Origin of the sequence: Sphingomonas populi (genome assembly GCF_004208535.1) — a bacterium.
Classification (GTDB): Bacteria; Pseudomonadota; Alphaproteobacteria; order Sphingomonadales; family Sphingomonadaceae; genus Sphingomonas; species Sphingomonas populi.
The window spans coordinates 49894-68375 of sequence record NZ_SGIS01000022.1 but is presented as its reverse complement, the minus strand read 5'-3'; the positions used below and the strand labels follow the sequence as shown (position 1 = coordinate 68375).

The following is an 18482-nucleotide window of genomic DNA, read 5'->3' as shown; positions in this document are numbered from 1 at the left end:
GCCCCGCCCCGGCTAGGCCACGGCTTTAATGCAACCTTCCGATCACCGCCCCGCTTCGCAGATTGCCGGAAGCGCCGTCTTCCCGCATCGGCACCTCACCGGCATCGACGGCCTTCAGCCGCACGAGATCATGTTCCTGCTCGACGAGGCGGAACATTGGGTCGAGGCCAACCGCAACCGCACCAAGAGCGACAAACGGCTCGAGGGCCTCACCCAGATCAACGCCTTCTTCGAGAACAGCACGCGCACGCTGCTGAGTTTCGAGATCGCCGGTAAGCGGCTAGGCGCGGATGTCGTCAACATGCACGCCGCGCAATCGAGCGTGAAGAAGGGCGAGACGCTGATCGACACGGCGATGACGCTCAACGCCATGCGCGCGGACGTGATCGTCATCCGCCATATGTCGAGCGGTGCGGTGCGGCTGATCGCGGGCAAGGTCGATTGCCCGGTGCTCAACGCCGGCGACGGCCAGCACGAACATCCGACCCAGGCGCTGCTCGACGCGCTGACGATCCGGCGGCGGCGCGGGCACATCGCCGGGCAGACCGTGGTGATCTGCGGCGACATCCTGCACAGCCGCGTCGCGCGGTCCAACATCCTCGCGCTGACCGCGCTCGCCGCGCGCGTGCGGGTGTGTGCGCCGTCGACGCTGATGCCGGTCGATATCGAGAAGATGGGCGTGACCGCCTTCACCGATTTCGACGCGGCGCTGGACGGCGCGGACGTGGTGATGATGCTCCGCCTCCAGAACGAGCGCATGGCGGGCGGGTTCATCCCCTCGAACAACGAGTTCCACTTGCGCTATGGCCTGACGCCAGCGCGGCTGGCGCGGGCGCCGGGCGCTTTGGTGATGCATCCCGGGCCGATGAATCGCGGCGTAGAAATCGATTCGGCAGTGGCCGATCATCCCGAGCAATCGGCGATCACCGAACAGGTCGAAATGGGAGTGGCGGTGCGGATGGCGTGCCTGGACGTGCTGACGCGACGTGCGCGCGGCGTGGAGGGTTGGGCATGAACCGCACACTCGCACTGCTCAACGCAACGCTTGTCTGTCCGGTCGCTGGCGTCAGCAAGGGCGGCGTGCTGATCGTCGACGATCGCATCGCCGCGACCGGGCTGTTCGAAGTGCCCGAAGGCGCCGAGCGGATCGATTGCAAGGGCAAGCTCCTCGCCCCCGCGATCGTCGATCTCGGCGTGTTCGCGATCGACCTGCCGGCGTTCCACAAGGGCGGGATCGTCCGGGTCGGGCTGATGCCCGACCAGTCGCCGGTGCTCGACAACCCCGGCCTCGTCCAGCGCGCCGCGCTGATCGGCCGGCCCGATCTGTGGATTCACCCGATCGCCGCCGCGACGCGCGGGTTGGCCGGCAAGGATCTCGCCGAGATGGCGATCAACTGCGCTGCGGGCGCGCGCGCGGTCGGCACCGGCGCGGGCTGGATCGCCGACTCAGGGGTGATGCGCAAGGTGCTCGCCTATGCCGGCGATCTCGGCCTGACCGTGATCGCGCATGCCGAGGATGGCGGCGTCGCGGGCGCGGCAGTCGCCACCGCCGGCGAAACCGCGACCCGGATGGGCCTGCCCGCCGCCCCCGCGCTCGCCGAACCCCTCGCGATCGCGCGCGACCTGATGCTCGCGGAAGAAACCGGCGCGGCGCTCCACATCCGTCAGGTGACGACCGCCGCCGGCTTCGATCTCGTCCGCGCGGCCAAGCGGCGCGGCGTGCGCGTGACGTGCGGCATCACGCCTGCCCATCTGTTCCTCTCCGACATCGCGATGAGCGACTTTCGCACGTTCGCCCGCCTCTCGCCGCCGCTTCGCGCCGAGAGCGACCGCCGCGCGGCGCTGGCGGCGGTGCAGGACGGCACGATCGACGTGCTGTGCTCCGGCCACGAACCGCGCGGACCGGAGGCGAAGCGCCTGCCGTTCGCCGATTCGGATGCTGGCATGGCCGGCGCGGAAACCTTGCTCGCGCTCGCGCTCGGGCTGGTGCGTGACGAACTGGTGACGATCGACCGGCTGTTCGCGCTGCTCGCGCTCAATCCCGCCAAAGTGTTGGGCGTTCCAACCGGATCGCTCACCCCCGGCGCACCCGCCGATCTGCTGCTGCTCGACGAACATGCGCCGTGGCAGATCGATTCGGACCGGCTCGTCGCCAAGGCGGGCAACACGCCGTTCGACGGCCTGCCCGTTCAGGGCAAGGTGCTGCGGCTGTTCAAGGGCGGCGCGACGCTGGTCTGACCTAAATCTCCGTTCGCCCTGAGTAACGGCCGAGTAGCCCGCAGGGCGTATCGAGGTCGTGTATCGAAGGGCACCAGCACCACCCGGTTGTTGACGTCGCCATGCTGGACCGCGATCTGGCGGAAGCTGTGGATGTTGGAGGCGGCGGCGAAGATCGGCGGGATCTCGCTCATCCCGCCGAAATCGAGCGAGCCGCCGTTGAACGCCTCGATCACCTGGCCCGACTGGAACTCGCTGAGGAAATCCTACTATATTTGTAGAGATAAGACCGATCGCCCGCCCGCGGTCGATCTGCGATAGAGGTTCGATCGACGATTCGGTTTGGCGCAAGGTAGGCATGACGAAGAGCATCGCGATCATCGGTGGCGGGTTTTCCGGCACGCTCGCCGCCATCAACCTGCTTCGCCATTGCGAGTCGCGGCTCGTGCTGATCGAACGCCAGCCGCTCGCCGGCGAAGGGCTGGCGTATGGCGCGGCGCACCCGGCACATCTCCTCAACGTCCGCGCCGCTAACATGAGCGCCTTCCCGGACGATCCCGGCCATTTCCACCGTTGGGTCGCGGCGCAGGCGCCGGACGGCGATCCCAATCCGTTCGTGCCCCGGCTGCGCTACGGCGATTACCTGCGCGAACTGCTCGACGAGGCCCGCCACGCGGCGGAAGGCCGGTTGGAGATCGTGCGCGGCGACGCCGTGGACGTGGTCCGCGAGGGGGACATCACGCAGGTTGTGCTCGCGGACGGGCGGCGGATCGGCGTGGATACGGCGATGCTCGCGATCGGTAATCTGCCGCCGCACCCGCAGCCGGGCACCACCGGCCTGCCCGAGCGGCTGTACGCGCCCGATCCGTGGGCGCCGGGCGCGCTCGACGAACTCGGCGACGACGACACCGTGCTCGCGCTCGGCACCGGGCTGACGATGGTCGATGTCGTGCTGGCGCTGCGCGCGCGCGGGTTCGGCGGGCGGATCGTCGCGATGTCGCGGCGCGGGCTGCTGCCGCATCCGCACGCCGCCGCCGCGCCGCCGCCCGATCCGCTCGACGAGCGCCCGCGCGAGACCGGCTCGGCGCTGCTGCGCCGTGTGCGGACCCGTGCGAAGGCGATCGGCTGGCGCGCCGCGATCGACGAGCTGCGCCGCTTCACGCAGGATATGTGGCGCGCCGCGAGCGACCATGAGCGCGCGCGCTTCCTGCGGCATCTGCGCCCGTGGTGGGACGTTCACCGCCACCGCCTCGCGCCCTCGGTCGCCGAGGCGCTCGCGGCCCTGCGCGACAGCGGCACGCTCACGGTCTGCGCGGGCAAGATCGTCGCCACGGCGAGCGACAGCGACGGGCTGACCGTCACATGGCGGCCCCGCACCAGCGCGACGCCCGAGACGCTGCGCGTCGCGCGGATGATAAACTGCACCGGCCCGCAAGGCGATCTGCTCCGCGCCGAGGAACCGCTGCTCCGCAATCTCGTCGCGCGCGGCACGCTGCAGCCCGATACGCTTCGCATCGGCATCGACGTCGATGCGCAAAGCCGCACCATCGCCGCCGACGGCACCAGCAACGCCTGGCTCTACGCGCTCGGCCCGATGACGCGCGGTGCCTTCTGGGAGATCGTCGCGGTGCCCGACATCCGCGTCCAGAGCTGGTCGGTCGCGCGCCGCCTCGCCAACGCACAATGGGTCGGCGGCGAGGGGCTTTAGGGCACCGCCTCAGTCGTTGAAGCGTGCAGAAGCGAGACCTTTGAGAAGATCTCTCACGCGCATTTCTTAATGTGTTTTCCCGCGAAAGCGGGAAGCCAGAGCCAAACAAAACAACAACTTGCAGCTCTTGGACCTCTCGACTCCCGCGTGCGCGGGAGAACAAGAACGCGTTACACGCTATACCGCGAAGCAAAACTTTCGCGCGCCCAATCAACCCGAGTGTTGAAAATCCCAGCACTTATGTGGACATTCGACCCTGACGAGGATCGAAAAGGACACCGCGTTCGTGAGTATCGAAGCGACATCATGGCCGGAACCGAATGCGCTCGACGATGCGGTTGCGGCGTTGCGTTCGGCGCGGATCGACTATCGCACCGATCTACGTGGCGGACGGACTCCGGTGCCGCTGTTTCCGTCCTCGGCCCGGCTCGCCGCCGCGATCGACCATCTCTCGGGCGCGATATACCCACGCCGGATCGGCGACTTCGCCGGCCCGGACTCGCAGGAGGACGGCTTCGTCGCTGATCGTCTCGCGCTCGGGCTTGATGTGCTGCGCGGCGAGATCGCCAAGGAACTCGCCTATTGGCAGGACGAGACGGCAACCCCGTTCGACCCCGAACAGCCCGAGCTCATCACCCGCCTGTTCGCCGCCACGCTCGGCGATATCCGCCGGCTGATCGATGCCGATGTCGAGGCAGCGTTCCTCGGCGACCCCGCCGCACGCAGCGTCGATGAGATCCTGATCTGCTATCCCGGCGCGATCGCGGTGCGCTATCACCGCATCGCGCACGAACTCCACGCGCTTGGCGCGCCGATCGTCGCGCGGATCATCTCGGAGATCGCCAACAGCCGCACCGGCATCGACATCCATCCCGGCGCGACGATCGGGCCGAGCTTCTTCATCGATCATGGCACCGGCGTCGTGATCGGCGAAACCACGATCATCGGCGCACGCGCCAAGCTGTACCAGCATGTCACGCTCGGCGCGCGCAGCCCGCTCGGGCTGACGCATGTGGGGCCGCGCGAACGCTACGCCCGCCATCCCGTGCTGGAGGACGACGTGACGATCTACGCCGGCGCGACGATCCTCGGCCGCGTGACGATCGGACGCGGCGCGACGATCGGCGGCAACGTCTGGCTGCTTGAGGACGTGCCGCCCGGCAGCGTCGTGACTCAGCCCGCAGCAAAAATCGCCGATCGCGAGACCGCCGAAGACCTGCGCGCCGCGCTGTCGGGGCGGAACCCTTGAGCGCCTGGTCCAACCCCTGGCCGCGCCAGTCGGGCTGCGCGCGCCGCCCGGTGATCGGCGTCTTGTGCTGCAACGAATTCTCGCAGCGCCCGGTGCAGGCGGTGGCGACGCGTTTCGTCCAGCCGCTCGCGGATTTCGCCGGCGCGGCGGTGGTGCTGATCCCGGCGGTGTCGGATGCCTGCGACGCGCTCGCGCTGGTCGATCGGCTCGACGGGCTGTTGCTGACCGGATCGCGCTCGAACGTCGCCGCCACGCGCTACGGCGCGGCCCGCGACGATAACGGCCCCGTCGACGAGCAGCGCGACGAAGTGGCGCTGCGCCTCGCCGCACACATGATCGAAGGCGCGCGGCCGGTGTTCGGCATCTGCCGGGGCTTGCAGGAGCTGAACGTGCTGTTCGGCGGCACGCTCACCGATGGGCTCGACTCGGTCCACCATTGCGGCCTCGCCGACGGGACTCACTATGAGCGCCATTTCGAGCATCGCCACGATCTCACGCTGACGCCCGGCGGAATGTTGCAGGCGCAGGCGGGTGTGGCCGCCGAATCCGTCAATTCGGTGCATCATCAGGGTATCGACCGGCTCGGCCACGGCCTCACGATCGAGGCGACCGCCGCCGAGGACGGACTGATCGAAGCCTTTTCCGCCCAACCCTGCGGCGCCGACGTGCTCGCGGTGCAATGGCACCCCGAATGGGACATCGGCACCAGCCAGGCGAGCAGCGCGTTCTTCGACCGGATCGGCACGGCGCTCGCCACGAATGTAAGGACGTTATCATGACCGAGGCTCGCCGCCTCTCCTTCCCCTTCGGCGCGCAGGTCGCGGTCGGCATGGCTGCGGGCATCGCGCTCGGCGTGATCGCGCGCGGCTATGTGACGCCCGATGCGCCGGGTCCGCTGGCCGAGGCGTTGCGCATCATCGGCGAGAGTTTCGTGCAATTGCTCAAGGCTTTGGTCGCGCCGCTGGTGTTCACCGCGATCGTCGCGTCGATCGCTGCTTTGCGCTCACTCGACAATGCCGCGCGGCTGGTGACATCGACGCTCATCTGGTTCGCGATCACCGCCGCCATCGCCGTCGCGATCGGCATCACGCTCGGCGTGACGATCCAGCCGGGGCTTCACGCCGGCGTCGAGCGTGCGGCGGCGGTGCGGCCCGATACGACCGGAAGCTGGCTCGATTTCCTGCGCGGGCTGATTCCCGCCAACGTACTCGGCCTCAGCGCCTCGACCACGATCAAGGGCGATGCGGTCAAGACGGCGCTGTCGTTCAACGTGCTGCAATTAATCGTCGTCGCGGTCGCGATCGGCGCGGCGGCGGTGCGCGTGGGAGAAGCCGGCGCGCCGTTCCTCGCCTTCAACGCCTCGGCCCTCGCGATCTTCCGCCGGCTGCTGCGCTGGGTGGTGCGGCTGACCCCGATCGGCACCGCCGCGCTGCTCGGCAATGCGATCGTCCATTATGGCTGGACATCACTGTCGGCGCTCGGCGCGTTCGCCGGCTCGGTCTATCTCGGCCTCGCGCTGGTACTGCTCGTGGTCTATCCGCTGCTGATGATCGCCAACGGCATCTCGCCGGCGCGCTTTTTCGCGGGCGCATGGCCGGCGATCCAACTCGGTTTCGTCTCGCGCTCGTCGATCGCCACTTTGCCCGTCACCGAGCAAGCCGCCGAACGGCTCGGCGTGCCGCGCAGCTACGCCGCCTTCGCGGTGCCGTTCGCGGCGACCACGAAGATGGACGGCTGCGCCGCGATCTACCCGGCGATCGCCGCGATTTTCGTCGCCCAATATTTCGGGATGACGCTCGGGCCGGTCGATTACGTGCTGATCGCGCTCGTCTCGGTGCTCGGCTCGGCAGCGACGGCGGGGCTGACCGGCGCGCTGGTGATGCTGACGCTGACACTATCGACGCTCGGCCTGCCGCTGGAGGGTGCGGGGCTGCTGCTCGCGATCGACCCGATCCTCGACATGGGCCGCACCGCCGTCAACGTCGCCGGGCAGGTGCTGGTGCCGCTGATCGTCGCCAAGCGCGCCGGATTGGTCGCGAGCGACCTGCCCGACGCGAGACTTGCCGCCGCCTGACGCACGCGGTCTTCCCGTGGCAATATGCTTTCGTTGCAGTGCAGCAGGTTGGAATCTGCGGGCCGCCCCCCTAAGAGGAGGGCGTCCCCTCCCCCACGGAAAGACCGGTCATGAGCAAACTCCACCTCGTCTTCGGCGGCCGCGTCAGCGATCCGCAGACGCTCGACTTCAACGATACGACGTCTCTCGATGTCGTCGGCATCTTCCCCGATTATGCCACCGCCGAAAAGGCCTGGCGCGCCGCCGCGCAGCGCACCGTCGATGATGCCGAGATGAAGTATGTCATCGTTCATATGCATAGATTGCTGGAGCCGGATTTGATGGCACCGCCCGCCGTCTGAAGCGCAGACAAGCTTCGTCGCCCCGGCGCAGGCCGGGGCCGCTGCGTAGCTTGGCTGGCCGGGTGCCCCAAACGCAGCGGCCCCGGCCTGCGCCGGGGCGACGGTGTCGTGTTTTGATGAACGCGCGCGCGACACAGCGCGACGCGGGAGTAAATCCCGCGTCGTCGGTCGGCGCTGGAGCGCCGCCGGCCGGTCGCGGCTGAAGCTCGGGATCAGCTTCGCTGATCCCGTCGCCGCCGCTTAGATAAACTCGATCTTCGACACGACGTAATAGCGGTCGCCAGAAGGCACCGTCACCTCAACCTCGTCCTCAACCTTGCGCCCAATCAGCGCCCGGCCGAGCGGTGAGTTGTACGAGATCCGCCCGCCCTTGGCGTCGGCCTCGGTCTGGCCGACGATCTGGTATTTCACCGGCTTCTCGTCCTCGTCGAGCAACGTCACGGTCGCGCCGAACACCACCTTATCGCCGGAGAGATCGCGCGGATCGATGATCTGCGCGCGGCTCAGCTTGTCCTCGATATCGGAGATCGACGCCTCGATCTGGCCCTGCCGCTCCTTGGCGGCGTGATATTCGGCGTTTTCCGAAAGGTCGCCGTGCGCGCGTGCTTCCTCGATGGCGTCGACGATCAGGGGACGCTCGGCCTTAAGCTGTTTGAGGTGCGCAGTGAGCGTGTCATGGCCCTCCTGCAGCATCGGCATCTTGTCGACGGTCGCCATCCCTTGAAATCCTTCGTCCCGAAAATGTGTCCCCAAGCCGGCCCTTCCGGACCGACCCGCACTGTGTTCAACTGTTGGGGAGTAATCGTGCGATCAGGAATAATAGGATTGCAGCGGCCGTACTTCAAGGTTTTGCGTCGCAAGCGCCACGATCGCCCGTGCCGCTTCCACGCCAGCCGACGCCGTGGTGAAGTGCGGAATCTTCTGAGTCAGCGCGGCGGCACGGATTGGCTGCGAGTCTTTCAGGCTCTGCCAGCCTTCCGTGGTGTTGAAGATCAGGTCGATTCCGCCGTCCTTGATCCGGTCGACGATATGCGGTCGCCCTTGCGCCACCTTGTTGACGCGCTCGACCGGGACGCCGTTGCGCTCAAGGAAATCGGCGGTGCCGCCGGTCGCGACGATGGTGAAGCCGTGGTCGGCAAGCTGCCGCATCGCCGGCAGGATGACCGGCTTGTCGCTATCCTTGACGCTGACGAACAAAGTCCCCGATTTGGGCAGCACCGTGCCCGCGCCAAGCTGCGCCTTGGCGAAAGCGAGCGCGAAATTCGGGTCGATCCCCATCACTTCGCCGGTCGATTTCATTTCCGGCGACAGCACCGGATCGACACCGGGGAAGCGCGCGAACGGGAACACCGCTTCCTTGACGGCATAATAACTGATGTTGCGATCGATCGCGGGCAGATCGGCGAGCTTCTCGCCCGCCATCACCCGAGCGGCGATTTTGGCGACAGGCACGCCGATCGCCTTGGCGACGAAAGGCACCGTCCGGCTCGCGCGCGGATTGACTTCGATCAGATAGACCAGCCCATCCTTCACCGCGAACTGGATGTTCATCAGCCCGACCACCGACAGCGCCTTGGCGAGCTCGCGCGTCTGCCGCTCGATTTCGGCGATGACATCGGCGCCGAGGCTATACGGCGGAATCGAGCAGGCGCTGTCGCCCGAATGGACGCCCGCCTCTTCGATATGCTGGAGCACACCCGCCACGACGACATCGGTGCCGTCCGAGATCGCATCGACATCGACCTCGATCGCGTCGCGGAGATACTGGTCGATCAGCACTGGCGACGTGCCGGAAACCTGCACCGCCGTCTGGATATAATCGTCGAGCTGCACCAGCGAGTCCACGATCTCCATCGCCCGCCCGCCAAGCACATAGCTCGGCCGCATGAGCACCGGATAGCCGATCCGCTCCGCCACCGCGACCGCCTCGTCGCGGCTGCGCGCGATGCCGTTGGCGGGCTGACGCAAGCCCAGCTTGTTGATCATCGCCGCAAACCGCTCACGGTCCTCGGCGAGATCGATCGCATCGGGCGATGTGCCGAGGATCGGAATGCCGGCATCCTGCAACGCCTGCGCGAGGTTGAGCGGGGTCTGCCCGCCGAACTGGACGATCACGCCATGCAGCGTGCCGTTCGACATCTCGACATGGAGGATTTCGAGCACGTCCTCGGCGGTCAGCGGCTCGAAATAGAGCCGGTCGGAGGTATCGTAATCGGTCGAGACGGTCTCCGGGTTGCAGTTGACCATGATCGTCTCATAGCCAGCATCCGCCAGCGCGAAGCAGGCGTGGCAGCAGCAATAATCGAACTCGATCCCCTGCCCGATCCGGTTCGGCCCGCCACCGAGAATGACGACCTTCTTGCGGTCGGTCGGCATGCTCTCGCACTCCGGCTCGCCGAACGTGGGCGCCTCATAGGTCGAATACATATACGGCGTCTTGGCGTCGAACTCGGCGGCGCAAGTGTCGATCCGCTTGAACACCGGCCGCACGCCGAGCTTGTGGCGCGCCGCGCGCACCTCCGCCTCGGTGATGCCGCCGGTCATCGCCTTGACCGCCTCGTGGATCAGCCCCGACCCACGCGCGATGCCGCTCGCGTTGCCGCGAAGATTGGCGGACTTGAGCGCGAGATAGGCGAGCCTTTTGTCCGAGAAACCCATCGCCTTGAGCTTGCGCATCCCCGCCGCATCGCGCGGCAGCCCGTTGTGGCAAACCTCTTCCTCGGCACGCACGATCTCGGCAATCCGCTCGAGAAACCACGGATCGTACTTGGCGATCGCATGCACTTCGGCGACGGTGAAGCCCTCGCGCAGCGCCTGCGCCGCGACCAGCAGCCGGTCCGGCGTCGCCTTCGCCAGCGCCGCCTCGATCTCGACCCGCGGCGCGCCCGACAGCCGCTCGACCATGTTGAAGCCGCTGAGGCCCGTCTCCAGCCCGCGCAGCGCCTTCTGGAGCGATTCATGGATGTTGCGGCCGATCGCCATCACCTCGCCGACCGACTTCATCGCGGTGCCGAGCACCTCTTCGGCGCCCTTGAACTTCTCGAACGCGAAGCGCGGGATCTTGGTGACGACATAGTCGATCGTCGGCTCGAACGATGCCGGCGTCGCGCCGGTGATGTCGTTGGTGATCTCGTCGAGCGTATAACCCACCGCCAGCTTGGCGGCGACCTTGGCGATCGGGAAGCCGGTCGCCTTCGACGCCAGCGCCGAAGACCGCGACACGCGCGGGTTCATCTCGATCACGATCAGTCGGCCGTCGGCGGGGTTGACCGCGAACTGGACGTTCGATCCGCCCGTCTCCACACCGATCTCGCGCAGCACCGCGATCGATGCGTTGCGCATGATCTGATATTCCTTGTCGGTCAGCGTCAGCGCGGGCGCAACGGTGATCGAATCGCCGGTATGCACGCCCATCGGATCGATATTCTCGATCGCGCAGATGATGATGCAATTGTCATGGCGGTCGCGCACGACCTCCATCTCATATTCCTTCCAACCGAGCAGCGACTCCTCGATCAGCACTTCATTGGTCGGCGAGGCGTCCAGCCCCGAACGCACGATCGCGATGAACTCCTCGCGGTTGTACGCGACGCCGCCGCCGGTGCCGCCGAGCGTGAAGCTCGGGCGGATGATCGAGGGCAGCCCGGTCCGCTCCAGACCGACGAGCGCCTCCTCGACGGTATGCGCGATCGCCGAGCGCGCGGATTCGAGGCCGATCTTGTCCATCGCGTCGCGGAACTTGAGCCGGTCCTCGGCCTTGTCGATCGCGGCGGCATCCGCGCCGATCATCTGCACGCCGTACTTCGCGAGCGTGCCATCATTGTACAGCGCCAGCGCGGTGTTGAGCGCGGTCTGCCCACCCATCGTCGGCAGGACGGCGTCGGGCCGCTCCTTCTCGATGATCTTGGCGACGATCTCCGGCGTGATCGGCTCGACATAGGTCGCGTCGGCCAGATCGGGATCGGTCATGATCGTCGCCGGGTTCGAATTGACCAGGACGATGCGATAGCCTTCCTCGCGCAGCGCCTTGATCGCCTGCACGCCCGAATAATCGAACTCGCAGGCCTGGCCGATCACGATCGGCCCCGCGCCGATCACGAGGATGGAGGAGATGTCGGTGCGCTTGGGCATGTCAGTTCTTCAATCCGGTTTCGCCAGGTCCGGCCTCAGCCGTGCAACCCCAGCCATCATATTCCACATCGTACAGAAGCTCGATCTGCAGGCACTTGAGCGTCAGCGCGCGGATCGCGTCGGCATCGACGCTCTGCTCGATCCCGAGGAACGTGCTGATCTCGCCGTCCTCGTCCTCCTCGCGCTCGATGAAGCTGAAGCCGAGCGTCTCGGCATCGTCCTCCAGTCGCTCCAGCGCCGCCTCGTCGCCGCGAAAGCTCACATCGACCAGCCGCACGATCTCGGCACGGTCGCCGTTCGCGGCGAGGCTGGCGAGCACGTCCTTGTCCGCCGCCCACTCGGCTTCGAGCCGCTTGGGATCGACTTCTGGGAGCGTCATGCCATCACCGCCGGGTTGAGCATATCGACGAACTTGCCGAACAGATACAGGCTGTCCTGCGGCCCCGGCGACGCCTCGGGGTGGTATTGCACCGAGAACGCCGGGCGATCGACCAGTTCCAGCCCCGCGTTCGATCCGTCGAACAGCGATACATGGGTCGCGCGCGCGTTGTCAGGCAGGCTCTCGCTCAGCACCGCGAAGCCGTGGTTCATGCTGGTGATCTCAACGCCGCCGTCGCCCAGCCGCTGGACCGGATGGTTGGCGCCGCGATGGCCCTGGAACATCTTGCTGGTCTCGGCGCCCACCGCGAGCGCGAGCAACTGGTGGCCGAGGCAGATGCCGAACAGCGGCTTGCCCGTCTCCAGCAACTGCCGGATCACCGGCACCGCATACACGCCGGTAGCGGCGGGATCGCCGGGGCCGTTCGACAGAAAGATGCCGTCCGGCGCGAGTGCCATCACCTCGTCGAACGTCGCGGTCGCGGGCACCACCGAAACCTTGGCGCCGGCGGCGACGAGGTTGCGGAAGATGTTGCGCTTCGAGCCATAATCGATCGCGACGACATGCGGACGCGCGCCCTCGCTCACGCCATCTTCATACCCGAAACCGAGCCGCCAGATGCCGCCCTCCCACGCCCCATGCGTCTCGCGAGTCACGTCGATGGCGAGGTCCATGCCCTCCAGCCCCGGCCAGCCCTGCGCCTGCGCGAGCAAAGCGGGAATGTCGAACACGCCGTCCGCGCTGTGCGCGATCACGCCGTTGGGCGCGCCGCCCGCGCGGATTCGCTTGGTCAGCGCGCGTGTATCGATGCCGGCGAGGCCGATGCGGTTGTGCCGCGTCATCCAGTCGTCGAGCCGTTCGACGCTGCGGAAGTTGGAAGGCTCGGTCACGTCCTCGCGCACGATCATGCCGAGCGCATGGGGTTCGTCGGCCTCGACGTCATCCGGGTTCGCACCGACATTGCCGATGTGCGGGAAGGTGAAGGTAATGATCTGACCCGCAAACGACGGATCGGTCATGATCTCCTGATAGCCGGTCATCGCGGTGTGGAAACACACCTCGCCGACCGCCGCGCCCTCAACGCCGAAACCACGCCCCCACACCACATCGCCCGATGCGAGAACCAACACGCCAGTGGCACCTTCGGGCGCGGAAATAGGTTTGGCGTCGGCCATGATCGGCGGGCACTCCTGCATTGGGTTTGGCGATGTCGCTAAGGCGCGGCAGCTAGAACCCGCAGGCGGCAGCGTCAATCTGTTATCGCCGCGCCGGTTGGGGTAAGCGGCGTGTTTCGATGTGCGGTGCCGGCCCGCTCTCAACACAAGGGATGTGACAATGATCAGGGACGACATCAAGGCGGCGCTCATCACCGCGATGAAAGCAGGCGAGAAAGCCGACACCGCCACGCTCCGCCTCGTCCAGTCGGCGATCAAGAACCGCGACATCGAAGCCCGCACCGGCAAGGCCCCCGACAGCGACGACGCGCTCGTGGTCGAGGTGCTCCAGAAGATGGTCAAGCAGCGCCGCGAATCGATCGAGATGTTCGTAAAGGGCGGCCGCCAGGAACTCGCCGACGCCGAAAGCGCGGAGATCGCGGTGATCGAACGCTTCCTGCCGCAACAGATGAGCGAAGCCGAGACGTCAGCCGCGATCGAGGCGATCAAGGCGGAGCTGGGTGCGTCAGGCATGAAGGACATGGGCCGCGTGATGGCCGAACTGAAGGCCCGCCACGCGCAAACGCTCGACATGAGCAAGGCGAGCGGGCTGGTGAAGGCTGCGCTGAGTTAAGCGCAACACACTCCCCTCCCGCTTGCGGGAGGGGCTGGGGGAGGGCCTGTTGGACAAAGCCTACACCAGACCAACCATCCGCGCTCGCGAATTGCGCGCCAATGCGACAGACGCGGAACGGCGCTTGTGGTCGATCCTAAGCGCCCGCAAGCTCGCAGGCGTCCGCTTCAACCGCCAAGTTCCAATCGGCCCATTCATCTGCGATTTCGTCTCACGCAGCGCAAAGCTCATCATCGAAGTCGATGGCGGCCAGCACGATGCTAACCACGACGCCGACGCGCAACGAACGCGCTACCTCGAAGCACAGGGCTACCGCGTCATCCGCTTCTGGAACAACGAGGTGATGCAGAACCTTGAGGGCGTTGCGTACACCATACAGCGCGCGCTTGCGGACATGCCCTCCCCCGACCCCTCCCGCGAGCGGGAGGGGAGTTAAAGCGCGCGCCCAAACTCCCCCTTGCAAATCCCTCCCCCTTTCTGGCAATAACCGTGCTAGAATCGCGCGGTGAGTCTTTCCCCTGCCTTTCTCGACGAGCTGCGCTCGCGCACGCTTCTGTCGGCGCTGATCGGCCGCACGACCAAGCTCCAGAAGGCCGGGCGCGAGCATCGCGCGTGCTGCCCGTTCCATAATGAGAAGACGCCGAGCTTTTACGTCAACGACGACAAGGGCTTCTACCATTGCTTCGGCTGCTCGGCGCACGGCGACGCGATTCGCTGGCTGACCGACCAGCGCGGCCTCCCCTTCATGGATGCGGTCAAGGAACTCGCCCAAGCCGCCGGCATGGAACTGCCGGCGATGGACGCGCGCGCCGCTGAACGTGCCGAGGCCGCCAAGGGCCTGCACGAAGCTTGCGGTGACGCCGCCGCGTGGTTCACCGAACAACTCCACGGCCTCGCCGGCGCCGAGGCGCGCGCCGTGCTGGAGAAGCGCGGCATCCGCCCGGAAACCGCGCGCGACTTCGGCCTCGGCTTCGCGCCCGACTCACGCGGGAAGCTCAAGACAGCGCTCAAAGACTATGGCGATCCGATGCTGGTCGAAGCCGGACTGCTGATCTCAGTGGAAGGCAAAGACCCCTACGACCGCTTCCGTGGCCGGCTGATGATCCCGATCCGCGACCAGCGTGGTCGAGCCATCGCGTTCGGCGGTCGCATCATCGGCGACGGCGAGCCCAAGTACCTCAACTCGCCCGAGACCCCGCTGTTCGACAAGGGCCGCACGCTCTACAATCTCGACAAGGCCGCGCCCGCCGCGCGCAAGGCCAACCGCGTGCTGGTGGTCGAGGGCTATATGGACGTGATCGCGCTCGCCCAGGCCGGCTTCGGCGAGGCCGTCGCCCCGCTCGGCACCGCGCTCACCGAACCGCAGCTCGAACGGCTGTGGCGGATCAGCGACGTGCCGATCCTGTGCTTCGACGGCGACAGCGCCGGGCAGAAAGCCGCGATCCGCGCCGCCCACCGCGCGCTGCCGATGCTCACGCCGGGCCGCAGCCTCGCCTTCGTCACGCTGCCGCAGGGGCAAGACCCGGACGATCTGGTCCGCGCCAAAGGCCCGGCCGCGTTCGAGGCGCTGCTCCGCCAGACACAGCCTTTGGTCGACCGGCTATGGGCGCACGAGCTCGCCGCCGAACCCACCGCCACGCCCGAGCAGAAGGCCGGCCTCAAGGCGCGCTTTACCGAGCTCGCCAACAGCATCGCCGACAGCGACGTGAAGCACGAATATCTCGCCGACTTCCGCCGCCGCTTCGACGAGATGTTCCGCCCGCAGCGCAGCGCCTTCGTACCGTTCGCGCCGCGCGCGCCCGGCGGCGGGGGCGCTGGCGGCTCCGGTCGCCGCAACGGTCAGCCGTGGAAACTGCCGATTGGCCCAATCCGCGCGGAAACCAAGGCAGCGCAGTCGCTTGGCGTCGATTCCACGCATATCAAGCTCATCCTCGCCGGCCTCATCCGTCACCCTGCCGAAATCGCGCGGCATATCGATGTCCTCGGCCTGCTGCGCCCGGCCGAGCCTTCATTGAACCAACTGTTCGACAAGATCATCGATCTGGCGATCAACGATCATACGCTTGATAGCGCGCGCCTGCTCACCATATTGGCCGCATCAGGCTTCGATCAGACGGTCGGCGAGTTGTTTAGGGCAGATCAGCCGCAATGCTCGTTTACCGAGAAAGATGCCGATCCCGAACGAGCCCGCGCCGATCTCGATGAGACCATCGCGATCTTGGTCGCGAGGCCGGAGGTAGTGGCCGCTTTGAACGAGGCGACGGCGGCGATGATGACTCATTTCACCGCCGAGGCGTTCGATCGGCAACGATCGTTAGTTAATGAATGTAACGCTTTGGAGTCGCGGCTTGCAAATCTCGTGCAAGCGAACGAAGACGCCAGAGCTTTTAAATCTGAGGGCAGTTAATGGCGAAGACCGATATGGCGGACGTTTCGGACACCAACGAGGGTGGCGATGCGCCGCTGATTGACCTCAACGATGCGAACATCAAGAAGGTGATCGCACGCGCGAAGAAGCGCGGCTACATCACCTACGATCAGCTCAATGAGGCGCTGCCCCAGGGCGAGATGTCGTCCGACCAGATCGAGGACATTTCCTCCGCGCTGAGCGAGATGGGCATCAACATCGTCGAGAATGACGAGCAGGGCGAAGAGGGCGACACCGAGGAGCAGCCCGAGGATGAGGCCGAGCCCGCCGATACGGCGGAGGAAAGCGCACCCAATCTCGACGTGAAGAAGAAGGAGATCGTCGATCGTACCGACGATCCCGTCCGCATGTACCTGCGCGAGATGGGTGCGGTCGAGCTGCTCAGCCGCGAGGGCGAGATCGCCATCGCCAAGCGGATCGAGGCCGGTCGCGACACCATGATCCTCGGCCTGTGCGAAAGCCCGATCACCTTCAACGCCATCATCGACTGGTCGACCGCGCTCAACGAGGGCACGATGCAGCTCCGCGAGATCCTCGATCTCGACGCGATGCTCTCCAAGGACCCCGCGCCGGAAAGCCTTTCCGACGACGATACGGGCGGGGATGCTGAAATTTCAGAGAAGACCGCCGGCCCGTCGTTCAAGGAAGAGGAGGAACCCGAAGAGGCGTCCGCCGACGAGGACGAAGATTCGATGACCGAGCGGCGCACGCCGCGCGCCTCCGACGACGAGGAAGAGGACAATACCCTCAGCCTCGCGCAGATGGAGGAGCAGCTCAAGCCGATCGCGCTCGAACGGTTCGCCAACATCACGGCGATCTACAAGAAATTCTCGAAGATGCAGCAGCAGCGCCTCGACCAGATGGGCGCCGGCGGCGAGCTGTCGATGGCCGAGGAGCGCAAGTACCAGAAGCTGCGCGAGGAACTCACCGCCGAGGTTGAGAGCGTTCAGTTCCACAACGCCAAGATCGAATATCTCGTCGATCAGCTCTATTCGTTCAACCGGCGCCTCACCGCGCTGGGCGGCCAGATGCTGCGCCTCGCCGAGCGTCACAAGGTCAGCCGCAAGGACTTCCTCGATCGCTACATCGGCCACGAACTCGACGAGGCATTCCCGTCGAGCGCGGCCAAGGTCGACAAGAAGTGGGCCGCGTTCGTCCTGAACGAGACCGAAGCCGCCGACCGCATCCGCCTCGAAATTTCCGAGATCAGCCAGCAGACCGGCATGGCGCTCGGCGAGTTCCGCCGCATCGTCAACATGGTGCAGAAGGGCGAGCGCGAGGCGCGTATCGCCAAGAAGGAGATGGTCGAGGCGAACCTGCGGCTCGTCATCTCGATCGCCAAGAAATACACCAATCGCGGCCTGCAGTTCTTGGATCTCATCCAGGAGGGCAATATCGGGCTGATGAAGGCGGTCGATAAGTTCGAATATCGCCGCGGCTATAAGTTCAGCACCTATGCGACCTGGTGGATCAGGCAGGCGATCACGCGCTCGATCGCCGATCAGGCGCGCACGATCCGCATCCCGGTCCACATGATCGAGACGATCAACAAGCTGGTCCGCACCAGCCGCCAGTTCCTCCACGAGCAGGGCCGTGAGCCCACGCCCGAGGAAATGGCCGAGCGCCTGAGCATGCCGCTCGAGAAGGTCCGCAAGGTGATGAAGATCGCCAAGGAGCCGATCTCCCTCGAAACGCCGATCGGCGACGAGGAAGATTCGCACCTCGGCGATTTCATCGAGGACAAGAACGCGATCATCCCGGTCGATGCCGCGATTCAGGCTAACCTCAAGGAAACCGTCACCCGCGTGCTGGCGAGCCTCACCCCGCGCGAGGAACGCGTGCTGCGCATGCGTTTCGGCATCGGCATGAACACCGATCACACGCTTGAGGAAGTCGGCCAGCAGTTCAGCGTGACCCGCGAACGCATCCGCCAGATCGAGGCAAAGGCGCTCCGCAAACTCAAGCACCCGAGCCGCAGCCGCAAGATGCGCTCGTTCCTCGACCAGTAAGTCTCACGCCGCGCCGGGCGACCGGCGCGGCGGCAACGACATAACCGGCTGATCGAAATACGGTTAAGCCGATCTACACCACGTCTTTACGCGCTTCGTATAAACCGTCTCGGCTAACCCCATATCGAGCATACCGGCAACGGTTCGAAAAGGCACAC

General features: G+C 66.3%; 16 protein-coding genes. 11 read left to right on the top strand and 5 right to left on the bottom strand.

The window, feature by feature from the left end; translation table 11 throughout:
- Window positions 1-28: 28 nt before the first annotated feature.
- Together EWE75_RS14790 and EWE75_RS14785 are read left to right on the top strand one after the other, a co-directional pair.
- Window positions 29-1015 (top strand): aspartate carbamoyltransferase catalytic subunit, encoded by a 987-nt coding sequence (locus tag EWE75_RS14790; RefSeq protein WP_130158821.1) that lies wholly within the window; start codon window positions 29-31, stop codon window positions 1013-1015.
- Window positions 1012-2238 (top strand): dihydroorotase, encoded by a 1227-nt coding sequence (locus EWE75_RS14785; RefSeq protein ID WP_130158819.1) that lies wholly within the window; start codon window positions 1012-1014, stop codon window positions 2236-2238. Before EWE75_RS14790 ends, EWE75_RS14785 begins: the two co-directional genes overlap by 4 nt.
- Here the strand turns inward: EWE75_RS14785 and EWE75_RS25575 are convergent.
- A complete protein-coding gene (locus EWE75_RS25575; protein WP_231708364.1) occupies window positions 2190-2453 on the bottom strand; it encodes a hypothetical protein in 264 nt (87 codons plus the stop codon). The two genes, EWE75_RS14785 and EWE75_RS25575, sit on opposite strands and share 49 nt — an antisense overlap.
- Window positions 2454-2575: 122 nt before the next feature.
- Between EWE75_RS25575 and EWE75_RS14775 the strand changes: the two genes are divergently transcribed.
- The 5 genes from EWE75_RS14775 to EWE75_RS14755 all read left to right on the top strand — a co-directional run bounded on the left by EWE75_RS14775 (window position 2576) and on the right by EWE75_RS14755 (window position 7589).
- Complete coding sequence (locus EWE75_RS14775; protein WP_130158817.1) at window positions 2576-3925, top strand: FAD/NAD(P)-binding protein; 1350 nt, start codon at window positions 2576-2578, stop codon at window positions 3923-3925.
- Window positions 3926-4211: 286 nt separating this feature from the next.
- Window positions 4212-5174 (top strand): serine O-acetyltransferase EpsC, encoded by a 963-nt coding sequence (gene epsC / locus EWE75_RS14770; RefSeq protein WP_130158815.1) that lies wholly within the window; start codon window positions 4212-4214, stop codon window positions 5172-5174.
- Window positions 5171-5953, top strand: coding sequence for a gamma-glutamyl-gamma-aminobutyrate hydrolase family protein (locus tag EWE75_RS14765; RefSeq protein ID WP_206364776.1), 783 nt, complete (start codon window positions 5171-5173; stop codon window positions 5951-5953). The genes epsC and EWE75_RS14765 overlap by 4 nt, the downstream gene beginning before the upstream one ends.
- Complete coding sequence (locus EWE75_RS14760; RefSeq protein ID WP_130158813.1) at window positions 5950-7248, top strand: dicarboxylate/amino acid:cation symporter; 1299 nt, start codon at window positions 5950-5952, stop codon at window positions 7246-7248. Before EWE75_RS14765 ends, EWE75_RS14760 begins: the two co-directional genes overlap by 4 nt.
- Before the next feature lie 110 nt (window positions 7249-7358).
- Window positions 7359-7589, top strand: a complete 231-nt coding sequence (locus tag EWE75_RS14755; RefSeq protein ID WP_130158811.1) for a DUF4170 domain-containing protein — start codon at window positions 7359-7361, stop codon at window positions 7587-7589.
- 240 nt (window positions 7590-7829) lie between these two features.
- Here EWE75_RS14755 and greA read toward each other — a convergent pair whose 3' ends face one another.
- The 4 genes from greA to carA all read right to left on the bottom strand — a co-directional run bounded on the left by greA (window position 7830) and on the right by carA (window position 13274).
- On the bottom strand, window positions 7830-8306 hold the full coding sequence (gene greA / locus EWE75_RS14750; RefSeq protein WP_130158809.1) for a transcription elongation factor GreA: 477 nt from the start codon (window positions 8304-8306) through the stop codon (window positions 7830-7832).
- A gap of 93 nt (window positions 8307-8399) precedes the next feature.
- Window positions 8400-11720 carry a carbamoyl-phosphate synthase large subunit gene (gene carB / locus EWE75_RS14745; protein ID WP_130158807.1) on the bottom strand — a complete coding sequence of 1107 codons (3321 nt, stop codon included), beginning with the start codon at window positions 11718-11720 and terminating at the stop codon, window positions 8400-8402.
- 1 nt (window position 11721) lies between these two features.
- Complete coding sequence (locus tag EWE75_RS14740) at window positions 11722-12099, bottom strand: ribonuclease E inhibitor RraB (RefSeq protein WP_130158805.1); 378 nt, start codon at window positions 12097-12099, stop codon at window positions 11722-11724.
- A complete protein-coding gene (carA, locus tag EWE75_RS14735) occupies window positions 12096-13274 on the bottom strand; it encodes a glutamine-hydrolyzing carbamoyl-phosphate synthase small subunit (RefSeq protein ID WP_130158803.1) in 1179 nt (392 codons plus the stop codon). The genes EWE75_RS14740 and carA overlap by 4 nt, the downstream gene beginning before the upstream one ends.
- A 160-nt stretch (window positions 13275-13434) precedes the next feature.
- Between carA and EWE75_RS14730 the strand changes: the two genes are divergently transcribed.
- From EWE75_RS14730 to rpoD, 4 genes are all read left to right on the top strand, one after another.
- Window positions 13435-13887 carry a GatB/YqeY domain-containing protein gene (locus tag EWE75_RS14730; RefSeq protein ID WP_130158801.1) on the top strand — a complete coding sequence of 151 codons (453 nt, stop codon included), beginning with the start codon at window positions 13435-13437 and terminating at the stop codon, window positions 13885-13887.
- A 49-nt stretch (window positions 13888-13936) separates the two neighbouring features.
- Complete coding sequence (locus EWE75_RS14725; RefSeq protein ID WP_130158799.1) at window positions 13937-14323, top strand: endonuclease domain-containing protein; 387 nt, start codon at window positions 13937-13939, stop codon at window positions 14321-14323.
- A gap of 69 nt (window positions 14324-14392) precedes the next feature.
- On the top strand, window positions 14393-16294 hold the full coding sequence (dnaG, locus tag EWE75_RS14720) for a DNA primase (protein ID WP_130158797.1): 1902 nt from the start codon (window positions 14393-14395) through the stop codon (window positions 16292-16294).
- A complete protein-coding gene (rpoD, locus tag EWE75_RS14715; RefSeq protein ID WP_130158795.1) occupies window positions 16294-18324 on the top strand; it encodes an RNA polymerase sigma factor RpoD in 2031 nt (676 codons plus the stop codon). The genes dnaG and rpoD overlap by 1 nt, the downstream gene beginning before the upstream one ends.
- The last annotated feature ends 158 nt before the right edge of the window (window positions 18325-18482 follow it).